The sequence below is a fragment of the Chamaesiphon sp. genome, assembly GCF_041738855.1.
GTDB lineage: Bacteria > Cyanobacteriota > Cyanobacteriia > Cyanobacteriales > Chamaesiphonaceae > Chamaesiphon.
Genome location: NZ_JBGSPA010000138.1, coordinates 13,384 through 35,403 on the forward strand (window position 1 = coordinate 13,384; position 22,020 = coordinate 35,403).

Consider the following 22,020-nt stretch of genomic DNA (forward strand, 5'->3'; position numbering starts at 1 on the left):
TCCAACGGGATCGCACCTCACACCCCAAGCGATCCCCACCAGCGGGACAAATAGCGCAAAAGTGCCAAGGGCGATCGCGCGTCCCCACGCTCTGGTAGACTTGTAAGCGACTCAAATCCCTATAAATAGAGCTTTTTAGGAGCAAATAGCAGTGGAAAATAGTTTAGGTTTAGAAATTATAGAAGTAGTTGAGCAAGCAGCGATCGCCTCAGCACGGTTGATGGGTAAGGGCGACAAAAATGAAGCCGATCGTGTTGCAGTCGAAGCCATGCGCGAACGGATGAACAAAATCCACATGCGCGGACGGATCGTCATCGGTGAAGGCGAACGGGATGATGCGCCCATGCTCTACATTGGTGAAGAAGTCGGGATTTGTTCTCAACCTAATGCTGCTGATGTATGTACTATTGACGAACTCCTCGAAATCGACATCGCTGTCGATCCTTGTGAAGGTACCAATCTTTGTGCATACGGACAACCTGGCTCGATGGCTGTATTGGCGATCTCCGAAAAAGGTGGTTTATTCGCCGCGCCTGACTTCTACATGAAGAAACTCGCTGCACCTCCAGCCGCCAAAGGCAAAGTAGACATCAACAAGTCTGCTACCGAAAACCTCAAAATTTTATCCGAATGTCTCGATCTGCCGATCGATGAATTGGTTGTCGTTGTGATGAAACGCGAACGTCACACCGATCTGATTGCCGAAATTCGGGCGGCTGGTGCGCGGGTTGCCTTGATTAGCGACGGTGATGTCGGTGCAGCGATCAACTGCGGTTTTGCTGGTACCAATATTCACGCGCTGATGGGCATCGGTGCAGCTCCTGAAGGCGTTATCTCTGCGGCGGCTCTCCGTTGCTTGGGTGCTCACTTCCAGGGACAACTCATCTACGATCCAGCCGTCGTCAAGACTGGCTTGATCGGTGAAAGCAAGGAAGCCAATATCGATCGACTCAAATCCATGGGCATCACCGATCCTGATAAAGTCTACACCGCTGAAGAACTCGCTTGTGGCGAGAACGTCCTGTTTGCTGGTACTGGAATTACTTCTGGGAACATCATGAATGGCGTGAACTTCTTTAAAGGTGGTGCGCGTACTCACACCCTGGTGATCTCCAGTCAGTCCAAAACTGCTCGGTTTGTCGATACCATTCACATGGTTGGTAAACCGCAGACAGTCAGCCTGCACTAGGGTTTAGGCTTTAGGATTTAGGTATTAGGCTTTGGGTTTTGGGCTTTGAACATTAGTCAGAATTAGCAGGATGCAGGCATCCTACCACTTCACGATTCCTAAAGCCTACTTCCTAACACCTAAAACCTACTTCCCGATTCCTAAAGCCTAAAGCCTAAAACCTAAAGCCTAGCCCAGAAGCATCACAAAGCATTTACAAGTCTTCTATAATTAGCGCAATATAAGCAGCGATTATATACAATAACTAAACGAGCCGATCGCTAGGACAACACATCACTTCTATGTATTTTGCGTTGTCAACGGTTAAATGTCCGTAACTTAAATAACAAAACTTTAAAAATCTTCATCTTTTGAACGCGGAGTAGACATGAATATTGCTGTTATCGGTTTGAGTCACAAAACCGCACCTGTAGACATCCGTGAAAAACTCAGCGTTCCTGACACGCAGATGGAAGCAGCGATTCAATCCCTCTGCAATTATCCGCATATCAAAGAAGCAACCATTCTCAGTACTTGCAATCGCCTCGAAATTTATATTGTGACGCCGACAGCCGATCGCGGTGTCCAGGATGCGATCCAGTTTCTGGCAGAATTTAGTAAGCTACCACTCAAAGATCTCAAGCAACACCTATTTATCCTCCTCCACAAAGATGCGGTGATGCACTTGATGCGCGTCGCTGGCGGTTTGGATAGCCTGGTTTTGGGTGAAGGGCAAATCCTGGCTCAAGTCAAGCAAACCCACAAAATCGGGCAACAATATCAAGGGATGGGGGCGATTCTCAATCGCTTATTTAGACAGGCTCTCACTGCGGGAAAGAGAGTGCGTACGGAGACAAGTATCGGTACTGGCGCGGTATCGATTAGTTCGGCGGCGGTAGAATTGGCGCACATGAAAGTCGGCAACTTTGCCAACCATCGCGTGGCGATCCTCGGTGCGGGTAAAATGTCCAGACTCCTAGTCCAACATCTGATCTCCAAAGGTGCGACAGACATTACGATCCTCAATCGATCGCCCAAACGTGCCGAAGATCTCAAGTTATTATTTACCGCGATCGATCTTCAGCTCCAACCGATGACGGAAATGATGAGTGCGATCTCCACCTCCACGCTCGTATTTACCAGCACCTCCGCCACCGAACCATTATTAAATGCGTCCAAATTGGCAGCAGTCCTCGATCCGCATCACTCGCTGATGATTTTTGACATTTCCGTACCGCGCAACGTCCATAGCGATGTCAACGATCTCGTCAATATCCAAGCCTTCAACGTAGACGATCTCAAAGCCGTCGTCGCCCAAAATCAAGAACGCCGCCTCAAAATGGCGCAAGAAGCTGAAGGTATCCTCGACGAAGAAGTCGAGAACTTCAATAGCTGGTGGCAACTCCTCGAAACCGTACCCACTATCAACTGTTTGCGCGATAAAATGGAAACGATTCGCCTTCAAGAACTCGAAAAAGCTCTATCCAGACTGGGTGCCGAATTTGGCGAACGCCACCAAGAAGCGATCGAAGCATTAACAAAAGGCATCGTCAACAAGATCCTCCAAGATCCGATGGTACAGCTCCGCGCTCAAGAGGATACCGATACTCGCCGCAAAGCTATGCACACGCTCCAGGTTCTCTTCAACCTAGACAGCGAACAACTCGGCGTGAATTCTAATGTCTAGGCTTTGAGCTTGAGATTTGCTCGAAGAGCGATTAAATCGTTCACTAAGACATAACATAAGTAGAATTTTGTGGAGAAGATCGTCAATGGTTCAAACCCCAAATAAGCAGATCTCCCTTGAGGAGTTCCTAAAGCTGGCTGAGACGAAACCAGCTAGTGAATACATTGACGGTCAAATTACTCAGAAACCTATGCCTCAAGGTCATCACAGCATTATTCAGAGTGAGCTGGGGATCGAGATTAGTCTGGCTTTGAGAAGAACAGGAGTTGCTACAGCCTTTCCCGAACTGCGCTGTACCTTTGGAGGCAGATCGATAGTACCCGATCTGGCGGTTTTTGAAAACTCTCGCATTCCTACCAATGAAGGGCAGATCGAAAATGTTTTTGAAATTGCTCCTGATTGGACGATTGAGATCCTGTCACCAGGACAAAGTGCGAATAAAGTGTTGAAGAATATCAATCACTGTCTGCTACATGGAGCGCAAATGGGATGGCTCATCGACCCTGAAGATCGATCGGTAGTTATTAGTCGGATGGATCGCAATCTGGAAGTTATTGATGAGCTTGATGCTATTTTACCAGTGCCAGAGTTTGCTCGATCGATCGATCTGACAGTCGATCGCCTGTTTGGCTGGTTAAACTTAATCTAGTATTAAATGTATCGATCGATTCTCACCAACTTCAATGTTTGTGGCGATCGTCGATCGATCGCATTTGCGACTAGGTGAATAAGTGAACTCTCGATCGATCGAGCTACTAAGATCGGATATGTGCGATCGTAGTTAGATTGAGATCGATTGCTACCGCACCCTACCAGAGGCAATCGAGCCTAAAATTCACAGATATATGGTTTTAGGGGGCAAGCTTTGATATCAATTTTATTCCCAGAGAGACGGAGCCTCGTCAACTTAATCAACCCCGCCAGTGGCTGAATATCGCTGAGTTGATTGTCTTCGAGCCAGAGTTTAGTTAAATTAGTCAACCCCGCCAGCGGCTTCACGTCACTGATTTTATTCTCATTGAGGTTGAGATCGGTCAACTTAATCAACCCCGCCAGTGGCTTCACGTCACTAATTTTATTCCTACTGAGCCAGAGACTATTCAAATTAGTCAACCCCACCAGTGGCTTCACGTCGCTGATTTCACTCTCATAGAGCCAGAGAATAGTCAAATTAGTCAACCCCGCCAGCGTCTTCACACCGCTGATTTTATTCCTATGGAGATAGAGACTAGTCAACTTAGTCAACCCCGCCAGTGGCTGAATATTGCTGATTTCATGATTATAAGAGAGATTGAGACTGGTCAAATTAGTCAATCCCGCCAGCGGCTTCACGTCGCTGATTTGATTATTTTTGAGAGTGAGAGTGGTAAGGGTTTTAAGTTGACGATCGGCTCGTTTACAGTCTTTGGTACCAGCTTGTGTTAATAACACATCGATCGTCTGCCTAGTCTCCGCAGGTAACGACTTTTTCTGAAGGCACCATTGGGCAAAGCTTCGAGGTTTTGCGGTTGGGGGTGCCGCTGCTGCGATCGAGACCGAACATAAGCAGATCGCTCCACTGACTAAGGCTAAAATTTTAAGCATAATTTGAGATGAATTAGATTTAGATTAATTATTTCGCAAAATTATTGTAAAGTCTCGATGCTACCTCCATGTGCTCGGGCAATTTGTGAAAACTAGCACCAAATTCCCGACTTTGAAGGATTTGAGCAGGTAAGATCGAGTTACCAAGATCGGCAAGAGCGAAAATTTAAATCGACGGTTAAGTGAGAGTTTATTTACCTACAAGTCGCTGACCACCAATTATGGATATTTCGGAATCGATCGAACGTGCTATTAGTGCTTACTTTGCTCAGTGGTTATTTGCCCATCCCTACTTGGCTTGGACGATCGCGCATCCGCTGCTAGGACTGGGATTGTTGCTACTGCTCATCTTCTCTCTGTGGGGGCTAATTAAGGCGATCGGACGGGCGATCGAGCAGGTATGGTTATTTTTGCTCACCACCCCCTTTCGACTGCTCCAGCCGATTTTTGGGCTAATCTGGAGATCGATCCGGCGGGTATTTGGGCAGAATAATGTTAGTGACGATCGACTAATCTCGCCAGCGATACCAACTCCCTCAGCGGAGCGGATCGATCGGATTCTCGATCGACTCCAGTGCCTGCGCCAAGAACAAGACATCCTCCTCCAAGAACTAGCGACACTTGCAAGTTCGACCTCCGTAGCAACCGAGTCAGGCGCAAAATCGGATACTCATCATCAAAATGTGTACGCCAAGATACTGAAATAACAGGAACTTTCAGACTTGGGACTTAGTACTGTTGAAATAGATATGCGATAATAACAATAAGAACCGCAATAATTTGGATCGCTCCAGTAGCAAGACCGGACTTAAATCAAAAAATTTACTGAAATTTTAACATTGCAAGACTGTAACTCAGTGGAAAGACTAATCAACGTACACATCGAGAAACTGCCTGAAGGTTACTATCTAGCTACCTCTGATGCGCTCCCAGGACTGATCGCGCAAGCTCCAAGTCTGACTGAAACTCTCGAAATTGCCCAGGATGTTGCCAAGCAACTACTATCCGCAATGGCAGAGCGAAACCAAATTGTCGAGTCTTTCCCCGCAATTGCCGATGAATTTGACTGCCCTCTCATCCTGACGAGATAAACTTGATGGGTAGGCTAGCGGGATTTAGATATCGAGAAGTAGCTAAAGTATTGCGAGTCTATGGATTTGCACTCGATCGTCAAGCGTGTGGCTCCCACGAAATCTGGTTCAACGATGGTACTGGTAAATATACTACCGTGCCCAACCACAATGGTGATATGCCCGAAGGTACGCTCCGCCAAATCCTCAAACAAACAGGGATTGAGGCGGACGATTTTTTGTATCATTCTCGTTAGAGTGAGTAGCTACGATCTCAATTTCAGTGGCGTAAAAATAAACTTTTCTCGATCGATCTTATTCAATTTATTAAAAAATATTTTTGACTCGATCGCCTGAATAAAAAAGGTGAGCAGTACCCACCTTCCAAACATTTAAACCAATCGAAAATTATTCCCACTCGATCGTGCCAGGTGGCTTGGAAGTGATATCATATACTACCCGATTGACACCTTTGACTTCATTCACAATCCGGTTGGAAACTATCTCTAGAAACTCATACGGCACCTTCGACCAATCAGCCGTCATCCCATCTTCACTAGATACACACCGCAGGACGATCGGATGTGCATAAGTACGTTGGTCGCCCATGACACCGACACTATTGACATCAGCCAGGAGTACGGCAAATGCTTGCCAGAGCTTGTCATAAAGACCTTGTTTATTAACTTCCTGACGGACGATCAGATCGGCATCACGAAGGATATTTAACCGCTCGGCGGTGACTTCCCCGATCACTCGAATTGCCAAGCCTGGGCCAGGAAATGGTTGACGTTTGACGATTTCTTCTGGTAATCCGATCGACCGTCCCACTTTTCGCACTTCATCTTTAAATAATTTGCGTAAGGGTTCGACGAGTTTAAATTGCAAGTCTTTGGGTAAGCCACCGACATTGTGGTGACTCTTGATTTTGACAGCGACGCGTTCGCCACTTTGCGGATCGACATTGGTATCTGCGGACTCAATTACATCTGGATATAGTGTTCCTTGCGCGAGATAATCAAATGGCCCCAAACGTTTTGATTCTGACTCAAATACGCGAATAAATTCCGTACCAATTATTTTGCGTTTGACTTCAGGATCGGTGACACCAGCGATCGCATTGATAAACCGTTCCCGCGCCATTACATATTCAACTTTGATATGAAACTGGTCATTAAATAGAGCAACTAGACGTTCTGGTTCGAGCTTCCGCATGAACCCTTGATCGATGAACATACAGGTCAATTGGTCGCCGATCGCGCGGTGCAATAAGAATGCTAAAGTCGAAGAATCAACACCGCCAGATAAAGCCAGTAATACTTTTTTATCACCTACTCTAGCGCGCACGCTCTGAATGGCTTCTTCGACAAAGGCTTCAGTCGTCCAAGTCGGTTGACAGCCACAAATATGATAGACAAAGTTACGAATCAGGGCAATGCCGCCGATCGAATGCACGACTTCGGGGTGAAACTGCACCCCATAGAGTTTGCGCTGATGGTCGGCGATCGCCGCACATGGGGTATTCTCAGTATGGGCGATGAGCGCGAAGCCGACAGGTAACCGTTCGCAGGAGTCGCCATGACTCATCCACATCGTAGTCCCCTGTTCGACATTTGTCAGCAGGTCGATCGGATCGTCGATCGCGAGTTCGGCTTTACCATACTCAGCTTTTTTGGCTTTGACGACTTCGCCACCTAGTTGCTGCACCATCAACTGCATCCCATAGCAGACACCTAGCACGGGAATACCGAGATTCCAGATTTCGGGGTCGCACTGGGGCGCACGCTCGGCGTAGACTGAGCTAGGTCCCCCAGAAAGGATGATACCTTTGGGATTTAATAACCTCAGTTGGGCGGCAGTAGTCCGGTAGGAAATGACTTCGGAATAAACTTGAGTCTCACGAATTCTACGGGCAATTAGTTCGGAATACTGGGAGCCGAAATCCAGAATAACGACCATTTGATGGTTTAAGCTGACTGCTGCCAATCCCCCATCTGTAAGCTGAAGATCTGTTGAACTAGTTTCGGTTTGTGTGGTCACTGCGGACTCCCTTGAAGTTGATATGTGTAGCTGCTCAGAGCTATGACCGTCTGGGTTTGAGACGATCGACTCTTGGATTTCAAGAGTGAGATCGGGCAAGATTTATAGTACTAAATTAAAAAATTTATGTTCGATCGACTCTAGCACAATTGGGTCAAAAATGTACTCCCAGTGGCACTAGTTGCAATAAATTGACGATGCCTGTCAAATAATACCGAACCGACACTTACCGATTGTTGACTTTGACTATAAATATACGTCTGGGATCTCGCGTCGATCCGTTCAGTTAGATATCCATAGATCTGGGCTACCCAGTTACTCCCGTCAGTAAGATCGATCGCACGGAGATATGTGAGCGCGGCTTCGGCTGTCTCTAGCTCGAACAACCCTGCTAACTGCGCTGGGGGTAAACCAGATCGAGCGGCTGCTGCTACCAAAATTTCCAACCTCCCATCAGCTAAATGATGATGGGTATGAAAAATTCCACCTGCTAACTTGATCAGTTTACCATGATAACCAAACAATAACAGCTTAGGTACTTCCAACGCTCCTGCCGCCGCTAATAATGGCCCCAGCCAGTTAGCTGTCTTGATAATTCGATCGCGATCGATTCCCATTTTCTGAGCCAGATCCAGCCCATTTTCACCAATACAAAATACCAACGGCGCATCCTCCCCTTCCGCCCGTCCCTCCCATTTGGAGCGCAACTCCGCCAAGCAAGCCTCCAACTGTCCTGGCGCGCTCAAGGGTCGGGAAATACTAGTCGTGCCCAGTAGTGATAAGCCTTCAACGACGCCAAAAGCAGCATTCGAGGTGCGGGTAGCGAGGACTCTCCCCTCCGGTAAAATAATCGTGACCCGAATTTTTTGGGCTGGTGCCAGCAATGGGGCTAAATTCATCTGTAGGAGCCGTCGCGCGTAATCATAAATTGCAGGGAGATTGTCTAAATTCGACTGCTTGCCGACCCCTTCACCCCCTACTAGCGCGATCGTTTCGACCTGAACTGGATCTGCCCACTCGACTACTGCCCAAATCGGCGTATCGCGAGTCAGATCTAAGTTGTCCCCAGGATCGCTGCGGGTGATGCCCAGAGCCATGCCAGCCTGAATCAAAGCGACTTGCTCGATCGGGATCTCTAGTTGCTGCGGCGGATCGATCGAGTTGACGCTGACACTCGACTGAGCCACATGCGGATGCTTTTGCAAGCATTGCAAGGCGGCGATCGCACTAGCAGTGGCAAAGACAGGCAGGGTATAACCAGAACGCATAAATACAGGACTTTTGATGACGGTAGGGCGATCGAGAACTGGTGTAGTCACTATTATAAATTGCCTAGTGAAATAGTTCGTGCCCGATCGGGCGGCATTCAAGATCGGCAGAGCGATCGCCACCATTCACCATTCACATATTTTCATTCTTTAGATAGATGGTAAATCGATCGCCATCTGCTAAAAAGAAAAGATAAATTATGGTCAAGCAGCAAATGAGTCTAAGAAGTATCTGGAGCCTGTTGAAAGAAACCGTCGATGAGTGGCAACGAGATAAAGTAGACCAAATGGCGGCGGCATTGGCATATTACACATTGTTTTCGATCGCGCCGCTGCTAGTGATTGCAGTGGCTGTGGCTGGGTCTGTCTTTGGGCAAGAAGCGGCTAGGGGTGAGATCGTCACCCAAATCCAAGGATTGCTGGGCAAAGCAGGCGCAGAGGTCGTCCAGACGGCTCTAGCCAATACTCAAAATCCCCAAGCGGGAAATGGGATCGTGCCGACGATTATCAGTACCCTCGTCCTGATTTTTGGTGCTTCTGGCGTTTTTGTCCAACTTCAGGATGCACTGAATACAGTCTGGAATGTGGAGCCATCGCCGCAAGCTGGAGTCAAAGCGGTAGTTCGCAAGCGGATTTTCTCGTTTGCGATGGTGGTGACGATTGGCTTTATTTTGATGGTGTCATTGGTCGTCAGTGCGGGTTTAGCTGCATTGACGACGTTTACCAATAATCTTTTTCCCGCGCTAGAAGCTTTTTGGAAATTATTCAATCTGGGTGTTTCCTTGGGAGTCTTTACGTTACTGTTTGCGACGATCTACAAGTATCTACCCGATATTCGGATTGCTTGGCGGGATGTTCTCGTCGGTGCATTTTTTACTTCGTTACTATTTAGTATTGGGAAGGAGTTACTCGGCTTTTATTTAGGTAATGGTACGTTTGGATCGACTTATGGTGCGGCGGGATCTTTAGTTACTGTGTTGGCTTGGATTTATTATTCTGTTCAAATTATGCTCTTTGGGGCAGAATTCACGCAGGTATATACACGCAAATATGGTTCTCATCGCTCGACTCGGGATGGCTCTCAGCGTCGAAAATAACTGAAAAGATCGCTTGATGTAGAGTGTGTTAGGCGAGAGCCGTAACGCACCAGTATTTGATGCAAAGGATCTGATTTAGGATTGCTCTAGTTCGACTGCGCTCAAAGCGGCGATCGATTTCTGCCAACTACTTGCTACCACGCGATGAGGAGTGGGAGCGCAAATCTTAGCTGTTTGACGCGATCGACCATAACGCACCAAACCTGATATTTTCGGTTTTAGATCGTTCGAGCTAGAGATGGTTTGTTCCTGTCCAAATTTACGCGCTCTGAGCGGATATTCTCGGAGCTGGAGCACAAAAAAATGTTCTGCAATGAACATTTTGATTTTTAAAACATTACCTGACTTGGAGAGAATTTCAGCTTGGAATCGATCGCAATCGCACAGTAAAGTAGGGGCAATCGATCGATTACCCCTACTTTGACCTGTAAATTTGAGCGAGAGTCGATCTCCCCAATAGCGAGCTGGCTCAATTGGGAGTCAGTTTTGCTACCTGGGGAATCTTGCCAGCCAATCCCGTCATCAATCGCAGCGCAAGGTATTTGCATCCTGGGAGGCGATCGAGCAAAAAGAGTCCCAATCGGCGGATAATGACGATCGGGAGGATACTAGTTGAGAACATCCGATCGAGTAAATCGGTAAAGGCTAAAATTACCCAGTTTTCTGGTTTGCGCCAGTTGGCATATTGCTGGAGGACGGCATCGCTCCCGATATCTACGCCAGCTTGATGCGCGGCGACTAAAATCTCTGCTAGAGCTGCTGCATCGCGAATGCCGAGGTTCATCCCTTGTCCGGCGACGGGATGACAACAGTGAGCGGCATCGCCAACTAGGGCGAGTCTGGGGGCGGTGTAGCGATCGCTTTGCATCAGCTTGACGGGAAATAACCACCGTTGGGAGTCAAGCTCTAGTGTGCCCAATAAACCACCCGTACAATGTTCGAGTTGATGGAGAAATTCACTCGCAGGTAGATCTCGTAATTCTTCAGCTTGTTGATGAGGTAATGTCCAGACGACCTGACAGCGACCGTCAGCCAATGGTAACACGCCGATCGGCCCATCGTACCAAAACCGCTCGTAAGCAATATTGTGATGATGTATTGCTGGCTTGACGGTCGCGGTAATACAGGATTGCCAGTAATTGAAGCCAGTTGTATCGATGCCCGCTTGCGATCGCAGTGCCGATTTGGCACCATCGGCGGCGATGACTAGACTGGCACGAATTTTGGTAGGGCTGTTGGTGTCTGGTGTCTCGATCGTCATTTCGGCACCAGTAGCGGTGTAATCTACTACCACTACCTGGGCTGGACACATGGTAGTAACATTCGGAGCTGTCTGCAATTTGGCTTGCAGGGCGGTAAGTAGCACTTCATGAGTGGCAGCATAACCGAGTGTATCCGTACCCAAGTCCTGGGGATACATCTTCACTACCCCCGCATAATCGGCGTCAGAGATTTGAATTTGGCTAAATTGAGTAACTTGGGGTAAAACTTGTTGCCAGATGCCCAGTCCCTCAAAGATCTGTCCTGAGAGCATCGATAGCACGTAAGCTCTGTTCTTGGTTATCGATATCGATTGTGCTTGCGCTTCGATCGACACTACTCGCAATCCAGAATTTTGGAGGGCGACGGCGAGGGTATTGCCGATGATGCCACCACCGACGATCGCCAGATCGTAGTCTAATTCGATCGCGCCTGTCTCGATCTGACTCTGACGATCGTGTAGTTCTATTCCTGCTGGGGACAGTAGCGCGGGTGTTGGTAGCTCCCCAGCAGGCACAGCCGCTACCGGAGCCGAAAAAGCATCAAGACGTGGCATAACAAATATCTAAATAATCAGGATGGTCAATATACTTCGAGCGATCTTTATTATGACGCTTCTATCGCCACAGATCGAGGTCTTGGCATCACCCCTGTCTAGGAACATCGATTCCCACATCGCAATGTGAGGTAGGCTATCTGCTGCTATCCACTCAAAAAGTGCCCCAGTCGCCATCACTGAGACACTGGGTGTGGAATCCCAAGTTAGATTTAGATAGCATCGAAACAGCCCAGATCGCCGCATCTGCGCTGTTTATTTAAGTGTGGCAGGAGTATCGGTACCGTTATCGACGGGGATGCTAGGGGCAGTGCTAGCACCAGGTGCGGAGCTAGCACCGAAATTGGTCATCATTCTAGCGGGCGTCTTCTTGCCACTCATCTGCTGCTGAACAGTCATTGAAGCTGGAGTGGTTTTTTTCTGAGTGGCTCGCAGGCGATCGCCTGCCACGGTAGAAACATGGCTGGGAGTATGATGGGCAGCGGCGGAGTCGATCGAGCTAATCAAGCTCACTGGCGCAAAGACTACAGCAGTTAGAGCGATCGTTTGAGTGATATTATTCATGAAAACTTATGGGTTTGTAAATATCCTACCTAGACATCTGTCAAGCTATCTAACTTGACACAGCTCGATCTTAGCATCAAAAAATGTAGTGTACTAGGCAGGATCGCATCATCACAGTCGAAAGCGCGATCGCCAAGGTCGGCTAGAGACTGGAAATCGACGATCGAATCTCCGGCAATGATTTAGAAATCGATCGGGTAATTCTAGTCTAGCTCCAAAATGCAAATGAGTATAAGCAGCCTGCACCTGATAAAGATTCCAGCCTTCAGATGCGAAGCTTAAACTTGATTCATAACCTGCAAGATCGCACAATGGTGGTGTGGGTGATGTTGTGAGCGTAGAACGATGAAATTCGTGCCCCCAGACTCGATCGCCGACATTAAAAAGTAAACTATCGCTGTTGGCTGTGAGTTTTCGATAGCCGAGCGTTAAGCGGTTACCCATCACCGCCGTGGTGGGAAAAATCCCGACCATTTCATAAGACTGTCCACTGAAATCAACAATTCGATCGCACAAATACATCAAACCACCACACTCAGCATACGTTGGCATTCCGGCGGTAATTGCTGCTCTTACCGCTCGAATGACAGGTTGATTGTCCGCCAATGTTTCGGCAAATACTTCAGGAAATCCCCCACCAAAATATAAGCCCTGAATATCTGGCGGGAGCTGGCGATCGTGTAGTGGACTCCATTCGATTAGTTGGGCACCCAGATCGCTGAGGATGTCTAAATTGTCCGCATAGTAAAAGTTGAATGCGGCATCCCTAGCAACAGCTAATCGGATCGGGCGCGGTGGTGCGGCAGTTGTTATCATCCTACCCACCCCCAGCGGTGCGCTAATCCCTTCGGTAAGGCTTCGCCAACGGTCGGGTTCCCCACTGGTCGGGTCACCCGCCCAGTTGACCATGAAGGCGCAACAAGACAGCCCCCCCTCGGCGGAGGCAGACGCTTCGCGAACGGAGGGGAGTATGAGCGAGGGTTTGGTGTTTAGTAATGGCATCAACCGTTCCCAATCGAAGCAAGTTTCACCAATTGTAGCTAAGCGATCGAGTGTCGTATCCAGCTCTGTCAGTTCTCCGGCTGGAATCAGCCCCAAATGACGATCGGGCAACATAATATCATCGCGGCGTCTGAGTACGCCCAAGATGGGTAGCTGAAGCGGTAAGAGGGCAGCCGTGAGCAATTCGAGATGCCGATCGCTACCCACCCGATTGAGGATGACGCCCGCGATCTGCACCTGTGGATCGAAAGTCCGATAACCATGCGCGATCGCGGCGATCGATCGCGACGTGCTACTGCAATTGAGAATCAAGACTACAGGCACATCCAAGAGCTTGGCAACTTGCGCCGTACTCCCTGCATCAGTCGTCCCCGAAGCCCCGTCAAATAACCCCATCACCCCCTCGACGATCGCGCAGTCGGCTGTCCGACTGTGGCGATCGAAACATTGCCGCACGTAAGCATCTGAGGTCAAAATCGGATCGAGATTGCGACACGCTCTCCCCGTCACATACGTGTGAAACATCGGATCGATATAGTCTGGCCCCACTTTAAAAGATTGTACCGTCTGCTGTCGGCGGCGGAGTGCGGTAAGTAAGGCTAGGGTGATGGTGGTTTTACCAACACCACTCCGTTCTCCAGCGATCGCGATCGACATAAGTTAGGACGGGGAAATTTTGAGCATAAGTCTCGGATGGTAACTGACATAGCTGGAGAATTCAAGCTCTTAAAGATTTGCGCTTGAGTCCCAGATGCTGATGGTGTCAGTTATTCTAGTTACGGCTGTAGCCTCAGAAATTCGGCTCGATCGCGACAATACATGATTCAACATTTCGCCATCCCTGCACCCGTGTGCATATAATATACGGATACAAACCAATCAGCATTTATCACTGTGACAGCACCAGGAAGTTACAAAAATACCGTAAATCTACCCCAGACTAAGTTTGACATGCGTGCCAATGCTGTCATTCGCGAACCCGAACTGCAAAAATTCTGGGCAGACGAGCAAATTTTTGAACGACTGTCACAGTCCAATCCTGGCGATATTTTTGTGCTGCATGATGGCCCCCCATACGCCAATGGTACGCTCCACATGGGTCACGCGCTCAATAAAACGCTCAAGGACATCATCAACCGTTATCAACTGCTCAAGGGACGCAAAGTCAGATATGTGCCGGGTTGGGATTGCCACGGACTACCCATCGAGCTGAAAGTGATCCAAGACATGAAGCCACCGGAGCGTCAGCGTCTCACGCCGTTGGAACTACGTCAGAAGGCAGCAGCCTTCGCGCTCAAGACAGTGGAAGCCCAAAAGATCGGCTTCAAACGGCTGGGTGTCTGGGCTGAGTGGGACAAACCCTATCTCACCCTCCAACCGGAATACGAAGCCGCCCAAATCGGTGTCTTCGGGCAAATGGTGTTGAAGGGTTATATCTATCGTGGTTTGAAACCCGTACATTGGAGTCCCAGTTCCAAGACTGCGCTGGCTGAAGCGGAGCTAGAATATCCCGAAGGACACGTCTCGCGGAGCATTTTTGCGGCATTTAAGGTCGCGCAGATTACAGATGCCTCTAGGGCGATTCTAGAGCCATATCAAGACGATTTGGCTGTTGCGATCTGGACGACAACGCCGTGGACAATTCCGGCAAATCTAGCAGTGGCGGTAAATCCCGATCTTAATTACGCGATCGTCGAAGTTACCGGACGCGAACATAATCATTATACGGGCAGCAAGTACGCGATCGTCGCTGCCGATATGGTCGATGGTTTAGCGACCAAACTAAATCTCAACCTGACGCAGCAAGCCGTAATTAAAGGCGCAGATTTAGAACACGTTACCTATAAGCATCCACTATACGATCGCAACAGTCCAGTAATTATCGGTGGTGACTACATCACGACTGAATCGGGAACAGGCTTGGTTCACACCGCACCAGGGCACGGGCAAGAAGACTATATCGTCGGGCAAAAATACGGTCTAGCAATTCTGGCACCTGTAGATGGTAATGGCAATTTTACCGATGAAGCTGGCGAATTTGCAGGTAGTAATGTCCTCGGCGATGGGAATGAATTAGTAATTCAGGCGTTAATTAGAGAGCATTCTTTAATCAAAGAAGAAGCATACCCACACAAGTATCCCTACGATTGGCGGACTAAGAAGCCAACCATCTTCCGCGCGACCGAACAATGGTTTGCATCGGTCAAGGGATTTAAAGAGGCAGCTCTTAAAGCAATTTCGGAAGTAGAATGGATTCCCGCTCAAGGTGAAAATCGGATTACGCCAATGGTGGCGGAAAGATCGGATTGGTGTATCTCCCGTCAGCGCAATTGGGGCGTACCGATTCCAGTTTTTTATGATAATGAAACTAACGAGCCATTACTTACGGAAGAGTCGATTAGTCACGTTCAAAATATCTTCCGCGAACATGGTTCAGATGCGTGGTATTCAATGTCTGTCGAGCAATTATTACCCGAATCTCATCGCCATAATGGATGCAGCTATCGGCTAGGTACCGACACGATGGATGTTTGGTTTGACTCCGGCTCCTCATGGGCGGCGGTAGCCAGACAGCGGGACAATCTAGCTTATCCAGCCGATATGTATCTCGAAGGCTCCGATCAACATCGGGGTTGGTTCCAATCGAGTTTATTAACAAGTGTCGCCAACAACGGCATCGCACCATTTAAAACCGTTCTCACTCACGGCTTCGTGCTGGATGAAAAAGGCGAGAAAATGAGCAAATCATTGGGTAATATTATCGATCCGATGGTGGTGATGGATGGTGGAAAAAATCCGCAGAAAGATCCAGCTTATGGAGCCGATATCGTGCGATTGTGGGTTTCTTCGGTAGATTATTCCAACGAAGTGAGAATCGGCCCAAATGTCCTCAAGCAACTATCCGATGCTTCCCGCAAAATTCGGAATACAGCCAGGTTCTTGCTCGGAAATCTCCACGACTTCGATCCGGCGAAAGATGCGATTCCCTACGCCAAATTAGCCGAACTCGATCGCTATATGCTGCATCGGATGAGTGTGGTATTTAGCGAAATTACCGAATCATTCGATCGCTATCAGTTCTTTAAATTCTTCCAAACCGTCCAGAATTTCTGCATCGTCGATCTGTCCAACTTCTACCTAGATATTGCCAAAGATCGGCTCTACATCAGCGCGCCCGACTCCTTTCGTCGCCGTAGTTGTCAGACAGTCCTCGCCATTGTCCTCGAAAACCTCACCCGCGCGATCGCACCTGTCCTCTGTCACATGGCAGAAGATATCTGGCAGTATTTGCCCTATCCAACCCCTTACAAGTCGGTGTTTGAGTCTGGTTGGGTCAAACTCGATTCTCAGTGGTTACAGCCCGATCTAGCCCTCACCTGGGACAAGATTCGCGACCTGCGAACAGATGTAAATAAGGTGATGGAACAAGCGCGGACAGATAAAGCGATCGGTTCGAGCCTAGAGGCGAAGGTATTACTGCAGGTGAACGATCCGACCCTCAGAGCGAAATTGGGCGCGATGTCGTTTACGGAACCTATCCCCGACCCGTCCCAGGAGGGGAATATGAGGGGAGGCGCGGTAGTTAATGCAAGTAATTCGCGGACGCCAGCGATCGATCGCTTAATCAACGCTTCACCGTTGCCAGAATTACAAGCAACATTGGTAAGTGGTAGTAATGCGATCGGGGCTTCAATTGCCACAGCGATCGAGGCTTACAATCGCGGTTGGCGATTGATTGGGAATACTTTATTGGTGTTGACTGGATTATTTGGGCTGTACATCGCGATCGGTTTGATTGATGTCGTCAATCGCATTCCCTTTGTAGAAATCACCCTCAAAGCGATCGGGTTGGTGATGAGTAGCATCTTTGTGGCGCGTAACTTATTGAATACTGAAAAACGCCAACAAACACTCGATCGGGCGATCGCTTACAAAGATCGAATCATCGGCGCACAATATCAGCCCGTGCGGACAGTATCGCTCGAACAACCTACTGGTGAGTTGGCACCTGCGCCACAACATGTCCCTGCGACAACATCCCAACCACCGCAGCTATCCAACGGCATTGACGAGTTGCGATATCTCTTCCTCGCCTCTCAAGTCGAACTAATCGATGATGCGAGTCAACTCCAAGGATTACCACATCAAAGCACTGTTGAGGGTGGCAAAATCGGCGTAGTAAATGCCGATGGTACCAAATGCGATCGCTGTTGGAACTATTCACCGACTGTCGGTCAAAATAGCGAACAGCCATTAATCTGCGATCGCTGTGTCGATGCTTTGGCGGGTAAGTTCTGACAGTAACATCATCAATCGACAACTCCCTGAAAATCTAAAATATCGAATCCAGGCTGATAAGAATTGGCATCAAAACTGTCATTAATATTCTCCTCCCGAAAAAGTCTCAGCATTCGATTGGCTTGGGCTTTTTGCGTCGCGATTCGTTCTTCAGGCGCAATCGCATTTAGCCACTCAACTCTGGCATTAGCCGCTGCTCTGGTTTTGCTGGGGGCACCAATCCCCCAGACGGCTCCATTATTGGGATCGTAATATGTGCCAATGTAGCGCAGCGTCAACGAAATTCGCGGCTCGTCTAGAGTGTTAGCTTATCCTAAAATTAAATAGAGTACAGCAAATTACTCAAGGACTTTTACAAATAGATGAGTTAATTAATACGCTAATATAGCAACCGCAAAGGCGATTAGGGCAGCGATCGATCGAGAATTCCGAAACAATCAAATTTAATTACAAAAACAGGCAGACTCGATCGAGTCTGCCTGTTTTTGCTAATAGCTAATTATCGAAATTTCGATGTTAACTAATTATCTACTCGCCGACTGGGGCTAGTAAATCGGGTGTTGCTTTAGCGAGAATGTCCTGCTTGGGAGTGACGATCGCTTTACCATCTTCGCCGATATCGACGATCGAGGTATCACCATCTTTGAGACGACCGGAGAGCATTTCCTCGGCGAGGATGTCTTCTAGTAAGCGCATAATTGCCCGACGGAGTGGACGCGCACCGTATGCAGGGTTGTAACCTTCGTCGATGAGTCGATCCTTGAAGCGATCTGTGACTTCGAGCTTGATTCCCTGCTCGGTCAGGCGACCGAATAGATCCTTGAGCATAATGTCGGCGATCTCTTTGACTTCTGGCTTGGTGAGCTGTTGGAAGACGATGATTTCATCCAAACGGTTGAGGAACTCTGGACGGAAGTAGTTTTTGAGTTCTTCGTTGACCAAGCTGCGGATCCGGTTGTAAGTTGCTTCGGTTTTGTTGTCCGAGAACTCGAATCCGAGACCACCACCACCTTTTTCGATCACTTTGGAACCCACGTTCGAGGTGAGGATGATCATGGTGTTCTTGAAGTCTACAGTGCGTCCTTTGGCATCGGTGAGGCGACCATCTTCTAAAATTTGCAGGAGCATATTGAAGATGTCGGGGTGCGCTTTCTCGATTTCATCGAATAAGACGACGGTGTAAGGACGACGACGAACGGCTTCGGTCAGTTGACCTCCTTCGCTGTAGCCGACATAGCCTGGAGGCGAACCGATCAGTTTGGAGACGGTGTGACGCTCCATGTACTCGGACATATCCAAGCGGATCATCGAGTCTTCGGAACCGAAGAAGTAGTTTGCCAGAGCTTTGGTTAGCTCGGTTTTCCCAACTCCAGTCGGGCCTGAGAAGATGAAACTGGCGATCGGACGGTTGGGATTTTTCAAGCCCACCCGAGCGCGACGGATGGCGCGGGAGACAGCTTTGACAGCCTCTTCTTGACCGATCAACCGCTGATGGAGAGTTTCTTCCATATTGAGCAGTTTGACGGACTCAGATTCGGTGAGCTTGCTCACAGGTACGCCTGTCCAAGAAGCGACGATGTGCGCGATGTCTTCTTCGGTGACTTCGGGCATCACGCGATCTTCGGTTTCATCGGCAGCTTTTTTGGTTTGCGCGATCGTTTTGATCTCGGCTTTGATTTCGATTTCGCGGTCTTTGAGAGCACCTGCTTTATCAAAATCTTGAGAGCGGACGGCTTCGTCTTTCTCTTTGAGCACTTTGCGTAACTCTTTGTCCAACTCTTTTGCTGCTGCGGGGAGTTGGGAATTGAGCAAGCGAACGCGGGAGCCAGCTTCGTCCATTAGATCGATCGCTTTGTCAGGCAAGAAGCGATCGGCGATATAACGATCGGCTAGTTTTGCGGCAGCTTCGAGCGCGAGATCGGTGATCTTGAGCTTGTGGTGCTGTTCGTAGCGTTCGCGCAGACCGTGCAAGATTTCGATCGTTTCGTCTACACTAGGTTCGCCGACCATTACTGGTTGGAAGCGACGCTCTAGTGCTGCATCCCGTTCGATGTGCTTGCGGTACTCGTCGAGAGTGGTCGCACCGATACATTGCAGTTCGCCCCGTGCTAGCGCAGGTTTGAGGATATTTGCCGCATCGATCGCGCCTTCAGCCGCACCAGCACCGATCAAGGTGTGGACTTCATCGATCACTAGGATGACGTTTCCGGCTTGGCGGATTTCATCCATGATTTTCTTGAGGCGTTCTTCAAATTCACCACGATATTTAGTACCAGCGACTAATAATCCAATATCGAGGGTGACAACGCGCTTATCTTCAAGGATATCGGGGATATCTTGATTGGCGATGCGTTGGGCTAAACCTTCAGCGATGGCTGTTTTACCAACACCTGGTTCGCCAATTAAGACGGGGTTGTTTTTAGTCCGGCGTCCGAGGATTTGGATCACGCGTTCGATTTCCTTAGCTCGACCGACTACGGGGTCCAATTTACCGTCGTGTGCCATTTGAGTGAGGTTGGAACCAAACTCATCTAGTGTTGGAGTTTTGTTGCTACCACCCGATCGACCGCCAGCGGTTGCTGTAGCAGTTTCCGAGGTTTCGCCGAGCATCCGAATTACTTGAGTCCGAACTTTGGTTAAGTCCACACCCAGGTTTTCGAGGACGCGTGCTGCAACGCCTTCACCTTCGCGGATCAAGCCGAGTAGTAGGTGTTCTGTGCCGATATAGTTGTGTCCCAGTTGGCGGGCTTCTTCTAGAGATAGCTCTAAAACACGCTTCGCTCTGGGGGTGAAGGGGATTTCAACGGCTACAAAACCCGAACCACGTCCGATAATTTTCTCAACTTCGATTCTTGCGTCTTTGAGGTTGATGCCCATCGACTTCAAGACCTTTGCTGCTACGCCAGTACCTTCGCCAATCAATCCTAAGAGGATTTGCTCTGTACCGACGAAATTGTGCCCCAGGCGACGTGCTTCTTCCTGGGCCAGCATGATTACTTTAATGGCTTTTTCTGTAAAGCGTTCAAACATGGCTGTTTTCCATCCCCTGCTTTGTCCTGTGTCATTAAATCTTAACACAGTAATTTTGCCGATTGGGAATACTTATTTTGGCGATTGGGTTCGGTAATAACTACCATTGTTGGGGGGGAGGGGATCGGGTACTACCAAGATACTTCTAAGGATAGATAGCTTTTTTTCGATCGTTACTGTTTACATTTGGAGTGTTCGCTATAAACACCGATCGGGTAGGTACTTAGGCAGTCATTGTGCTAAATAATCGTAGAATCAGCCCATACATTCCTTAACTTGACCCTTATCGGGAAACGAGCTAAAACCCCCGCTTTCAAGCGTGGGGATGTAAGCGGTCGCGGCTTTAGCCGCCTAGAAACGATGCCACGGCTTTAGCCGCAGGATGCGCTCAAGAATAGTACTAGTGTTGCCAAGTTACTTATCTTATGATATGATACTCGTCATAAATGCAGTCAATCAGACATCCCCAATGCTCGTATTTGAGTACAAAGCATCCGGCAAATCTAGTCAGTTCAGCGCAGTTGAAGAGGCGATTCGGACAGTCCAGTTCATCCGCAACAAAGCGATTCGGCTTTGGATGGATGGCGGTGCAAAGTCTTGTTACGATCTCAATAAATACTGTGCTGTGCTGGCTAAAGAGTTTCCGTTTGCCAACCAACTCAATTCGATGGCACGTCAGGCAGCGGCTGAACGTGCTTGGGCATCAATTCAACGTTTCTATGACAACTGTAAAGCAAAGGTTTCTGGTAAGAAAGGGTTTCCTCAATTTCAGAAAGATTGCCGTTCGGTTGAATATAAAACGTCGGGATGGGCGTTAAGTGATGACCGCAAATCGATTACTTTCACTGACAAGAAAGGAATCGGCAAGTTAAAACTCAAAGGAACCAGAGATCTAAACTTCTACCAACCCGACCAAATCAAACGGGTCAGACTGGTAAAAAGAGCAGATGGGTACTATGTTCAATTCTGCATTTCTGTAGATCGGACAGAGATTTTACCAGCCACTGGTAACACGATTGGATTAGATGTAGGAATTGCTAGTTTCTATACTGACTCAAACGGCTTGGAGGTTGAAAATCCCAAGTTTTACCGAGCTGGTGAAGTGAAGATGAAACGGGCACAACGCTTGGTTTCTCGCAAGGAAAAGGGCAAGAACAACCGTAAGAAATCTCGAATTAAGCTAGGTAGAATCCATCTTAAAATAAGTCGGCAACGTAAAGACCATGCTGTGAAATTAGCACGGTGCGTAATCAGATCTAACGAGTGCGATTCGTTCGCTTTAAACCTACAAAGGAGGACAAGCGGCATTTGCTTGGGTAATCCATTAAGGATTGAGTTCGCACTTTAATCCCCAGCAGATGACAACTATATAACCTTATTGGTGAGTAGTATTAT

17 protein-coding genes and 1 pseudogene are annotated in these 22,020 nt (G+C 48.5%); 9 read left to right on the forward strand and 9 right to left on the reverse strand.

The features are described 5' to 3' along the window. Window positions 1-151: 151 nt before the first annotated feature. The 3 genes from glpX (at window position 152) to ACEW9I_RS14080 (ending at window position 3,504) form a co-directional block, all read left to right on the forward strand. Window positions 152-1,189 (forward strand): class II fructose-bisphosphatase, encoded by a 1,038-nt coding sequence (glpX, locus tag ACEW9I_RS14070; protein WP_373540963.1) that lies wholly within the window; start codon window positions 152-154, stop codon window positions 1,187-1,189. Window positions 1,190-1,556: 367 nt separating this feature from the next. Beyond that, a complete protein-coding gene (locus ACEW9I_RS14075) occupies window positions 1,557-2,855 on the forward strand; it encodes a glutamyl-tRNA reductase (RefSeq protein ID WP_373540964.1) in 1,299 nt (432 codons plus the stop codon). Window positions 2,856-2,940: 85 nt separating this feature from the next. Next, complete coding sequence (locus tag ACEW9I_RS14080; protein WP_373540965.1) at window positions 2,941-3,504, forward strand: Uma2 family endonuclease; 564 nt, start codon at window positions 2,941-2,943, stop codon at window positions 3,502-3,504. 179 nt (window positions 3,505-3,683) lie between these two features. Here the strand turns inward: ACEW9I_RS14080 and ACEW9I_RS14085 are convergent, their stop codons facing one another. Continuing rightward, complete coding sequence (locus ACEW9I_RS14085; protein ID WP_373540966.1) at window positions 3,684-4,439, reverse strand: leucine-rich repeat domain-containing protein; 756 nt, start codon at window positions 4,437-4,439, stop codon at window positions 3,684-3,686. 221 nt (window positions 4,440-4,660) lie between these two features. On the opposite strand from ACEW9I_RS14085, the gene ACEW9I_RS14090 reads away from it, so the two are divergent. The 3 genes from ACEW9I_RS14090 (at window position 4,661) to ACEW9I_RS14100 (ending at window position 5,766) form a co-directional block, all read left to right on the forward strand. After that, window positions 4,661-5,146, forward strand: coding sequence for a hypothetical protein (locus tag ACEW9I_RS14090; protein WP_373540967.1), 486 nt, complete (start codon window positions 4,661-4,663; stop codon window positions 5,144-5,146). 150 nt (window positions 5,147-5,296) lie between these two features. After that, window positions 5,297-5,530 (forward strand): type II toxin-antitoxin system HicB family antitoxin, encoded by a 234-nt coding sequence (locus tag ACEW9I_RS14095; RefSeq protein ID WP_373540968.1) that lies wholly within the window; start codon window positions 5,297-5,299, stop codon window positions 5,528-5,530. 5 nt (window positions 5,531-5,535) lie between these two features. Then, on the forward strand, window positions 5,536-5,766 hold the full coding sequence (locus ACEW9I_RS14100; RefSeq protein ID WP_373540969.1) for a type II toxin-antitoxin system HicA family toxin: 231 nt from the start codon (window positions 5,536-5,538) through the stop codon (window positions 5,764-5,766). A gap of 151 nt (window positions 5,767-5,917) precedes the next feature. On the opposite strand, the gene guaA is transcribed toward ACEW9I_RS14100, so the two are convergent. Both guaA and cbiD read right to left on the reverse strand, forming a co-directional pair. After that, window positions 5,918-7,468, reverse strand: coding sequence for a glutamine-hydrolyzing GMP synthase (gene guaA, locus ACEW9I_RS14105; RefSeq protein ID WP_373540979.1), 1,551 nt, complete (start codon window positions 7,466-7,468; stop codon window positions 5,918-5,920). A gap of 221 nt (window positions 7,469-7,689) precedes the next feature. Beyond that, window positions 7,690-8,817 (reverse strand): cobalt-precorrin-5B (C(1))-methyltransferase CbiD, encoded by a 1,128-nt coding sequence (gene cbiD, locus ACEW9I_RS14110; RefSeq protein ID WP_373540980.1) that lies wholly within the window; start codon window positions 8,815-8,817, stop codon window positions 7,690-7,692. Between the two features lie 200 nt (window positions 8,818-9,017). Between cbiD and ACEW9I_RS14115 the strand changes: the two genes are divergently transcribed. After that, window positions 9,018-9,914, forward strand: coding sequence for a YihY/virulence factor BrkB family protein (locus ACEW9I_RS14115; RefSeq protein WP_373540970.1), 897 nt, complete (start codon window positions 9,018-9,020; stop codon window positions 9,912-9,914). Between the two features lie 75 nt (window positions 9,915-9,989). Here the strand turns inward: ACEW9I_RS14115 and ACEW9I_RS14120 are convergent, their stop codons facing one another. The 4 genes from ACEW9I_RS14120 to ACEW9I_RS14135 form a co-directional block, all read right to left on the reverse strand. Next, entirely contained in the window at window positions 9,990-10,235 is a 246-nt protein-coding gene (locus ACEW9I_RS14120; RefSeq protein WP_373540971.1) for a hypothetical protein, read from the reverse strand. A gap of 148 nt (window positions 10,236-10,383) precedes the next feature. Next, window positions 10,384-11,730, reverse strand: a complete 1,347-nt coding sequence (locus tag ACEW9I_RS14125; protein WP_373540972.1) for an FAD-dependent hydroxylase — start codon at window positions 11,728-11,730, stop codon at window positions 10,384-10,386. Window positions 11,731-11,985: 255 nt separating this feature from the next. Next, a complete protein-coding gene (locus ACEW9I_RS14130) occupies window positions 11,986-12,294 on the reverse strand; it encodes a hypothetical protein (protein ID WP_373540973.1) in 309 nt (102 codons plus the stop codon). Between the two features lie 111 nt (window positions 12,295-12,405). Beyond that, on the reverse strand, window positions 12,406-13,953 hold the full coding sequence (locus ACEW9I_RS14135; RefSeq protein WP_373540974.1) for a cobyrinate a,c-diamide synthase: 1,548 nt from the start codon (window positions 13,951-13,953) through the stop codon (window positions 12,406-12,408). Window positions 13,954-14,190: 237 nt separating this feature from the next. Here ACEW9I_RS14135 and ileS point away from each other — a divergent pair, with 237 nt between their 5' ends. Next, window positions 14,191-17,595: an isoleucine--tRNA ligase gene (ileS, locus tag ACEW9I_RS14140; RefSeq protein WP_373540975.1), complete on the forward strand. Its 3,405-nt coding sequence runs from the start codon at window positions 14,191-14,193 to the stop codon at window positions 17,593-17,595. An 11-nt stretch (window positions 17,596-17,606) separates the two neighbouring features. Here ileS and ACEW9I_RS14145 read toward each other — a convergent pair whose 3' ends face one another. Next, the gene (locus tag ACEW9I_RS14145) at window positions 17,607-17,873 is read right to left on the reverse strand and encodes a hypothetical protein (protein ID WP_373540976.1); all 267 of its coding nucleotides are present in this window, start codon (window positions 17,871-17,873) and stop codon (window positions 17,607-17,609) included. Window positions 17,874-18,123: 250 nt separating this feature from the next. Then, entirely contained in the window at window positions 18,124-20,625 is a 2,502-nt protein-coding gene (locus tag ACEW9I_RS14150) for an ATP-dependent Clp protease ATP-binding subunit (protein ID WP_373540977.1), read from the reverse strand. A gap of 469 nt (window positions 20,626-21,094) precedes the next feature. Here ACEW9I_RS14150 and ACEW9I_RS14155 point away from each other — a divergent pair. After that, window positions 21,095-21,892 (forward strand): annotated as a pseudogene (locus tag ACEW9I_RS14155) (RNA-guided endonuclease InsQ/TnpB family protein); the annotation flags it as partial. Window positions 21,893-22,020: the final 128 nt, after the last annotated feature.

Bases quoted from the DNA above. Each gene is read 5' to 3' on its own strand.
- ACEW9I_RS14075 (WP_373540964.1), top strand. From the start codon at position 1,557: ATGAATATTGCTGTTATCGGTTTGAGTCACAAAACCGCACCTGTAGAC.
- ACEW9I_RS14080 (WP_373540965.1), top strand. From the start codon at position 2,941: ATGGTTCAAACCCCAAATAAGCAGATCTCCCTTGAGGAGTTCCTAAAG.
- ACEW9I_RS14085 (WP_373540966.1), bottom strand. From the start codon at position 4,439: ATGCTTAAAATTTTAGCCTTAGTCAGTGGAGCGATCTGCTTATGTTCG.
- ACEW9I_RS14090 (WP_373540967.1), top strand. From the start codon at position 4,661: ATGGATATTTCGGAATCGATCGAACGTGCTATTAGTGCTTACTTTGCT.
- ACEW9I_RS14100 (WP_373540969.1), top strand. From the start codon at position 5,536: ATGGGTAGGCTAGCGGGATTTAGATATCGAGAAGTAGCTAAAGTATTG.
- guaA (WP_373540979.1), bottom strand. From the start codon at position 7,468: ATGGTCGTTATTCTGGATTTCGGCTCCCAGTATTCCGAACTAATTGCC.
- cbiD (WP_373540980.1), bottom strand. From the start codon at position 8,817: ATGCGTTCTGGTTATACCCTGCCTGTCTTTGCCACTGCTAGTGCGATC.
- ACEW9I_RS14115 (WP_373540970.1), top strand. From the start codon at position 9,018: ATGGTCAAGCAGCAAATGAGTCTAAGAAGTATCTGGAGCCTGTTGAAA.
- ACEW9I_RS14120 (WP_373540971.1), bottom strand. From the start codon at position 10,235: ATGTTCATTGCAGAACATTTTTTTGTGCTCCAGCTCCGAGAATATCCG.
- ACEW9I_RS14125 (WP_373540972.1), bottom strand. From the start codon at position 11,730: ATGCCACGTCTTGATGCTTTTTCGGCTCCGGTAGCGGCTGTGCCTGCT.
- ACEW9I_RS14130 (WP_373540973.1), bottom strand. From the start codon at position 12,294: ATGAATAATATCACTCAAACGATCGCTCTAACTGCTGTAGTCTTTGCG.
- ACEW9I_RS14135 (WP_373540974.1), bottom strand. From the start codon at position 13,953: ATGTCGATCGCGATCGCTGGAGAACGGAGTGGTGTTGGTAAAACCACC.
- ACEW9I_RS14150 (WP_373540977.1), bottom strand. From the start codon at position 20,625: ATGTTTGAACGCTTTACAGAAAAAGCCATTAAAGTAATCATGCTGGCC.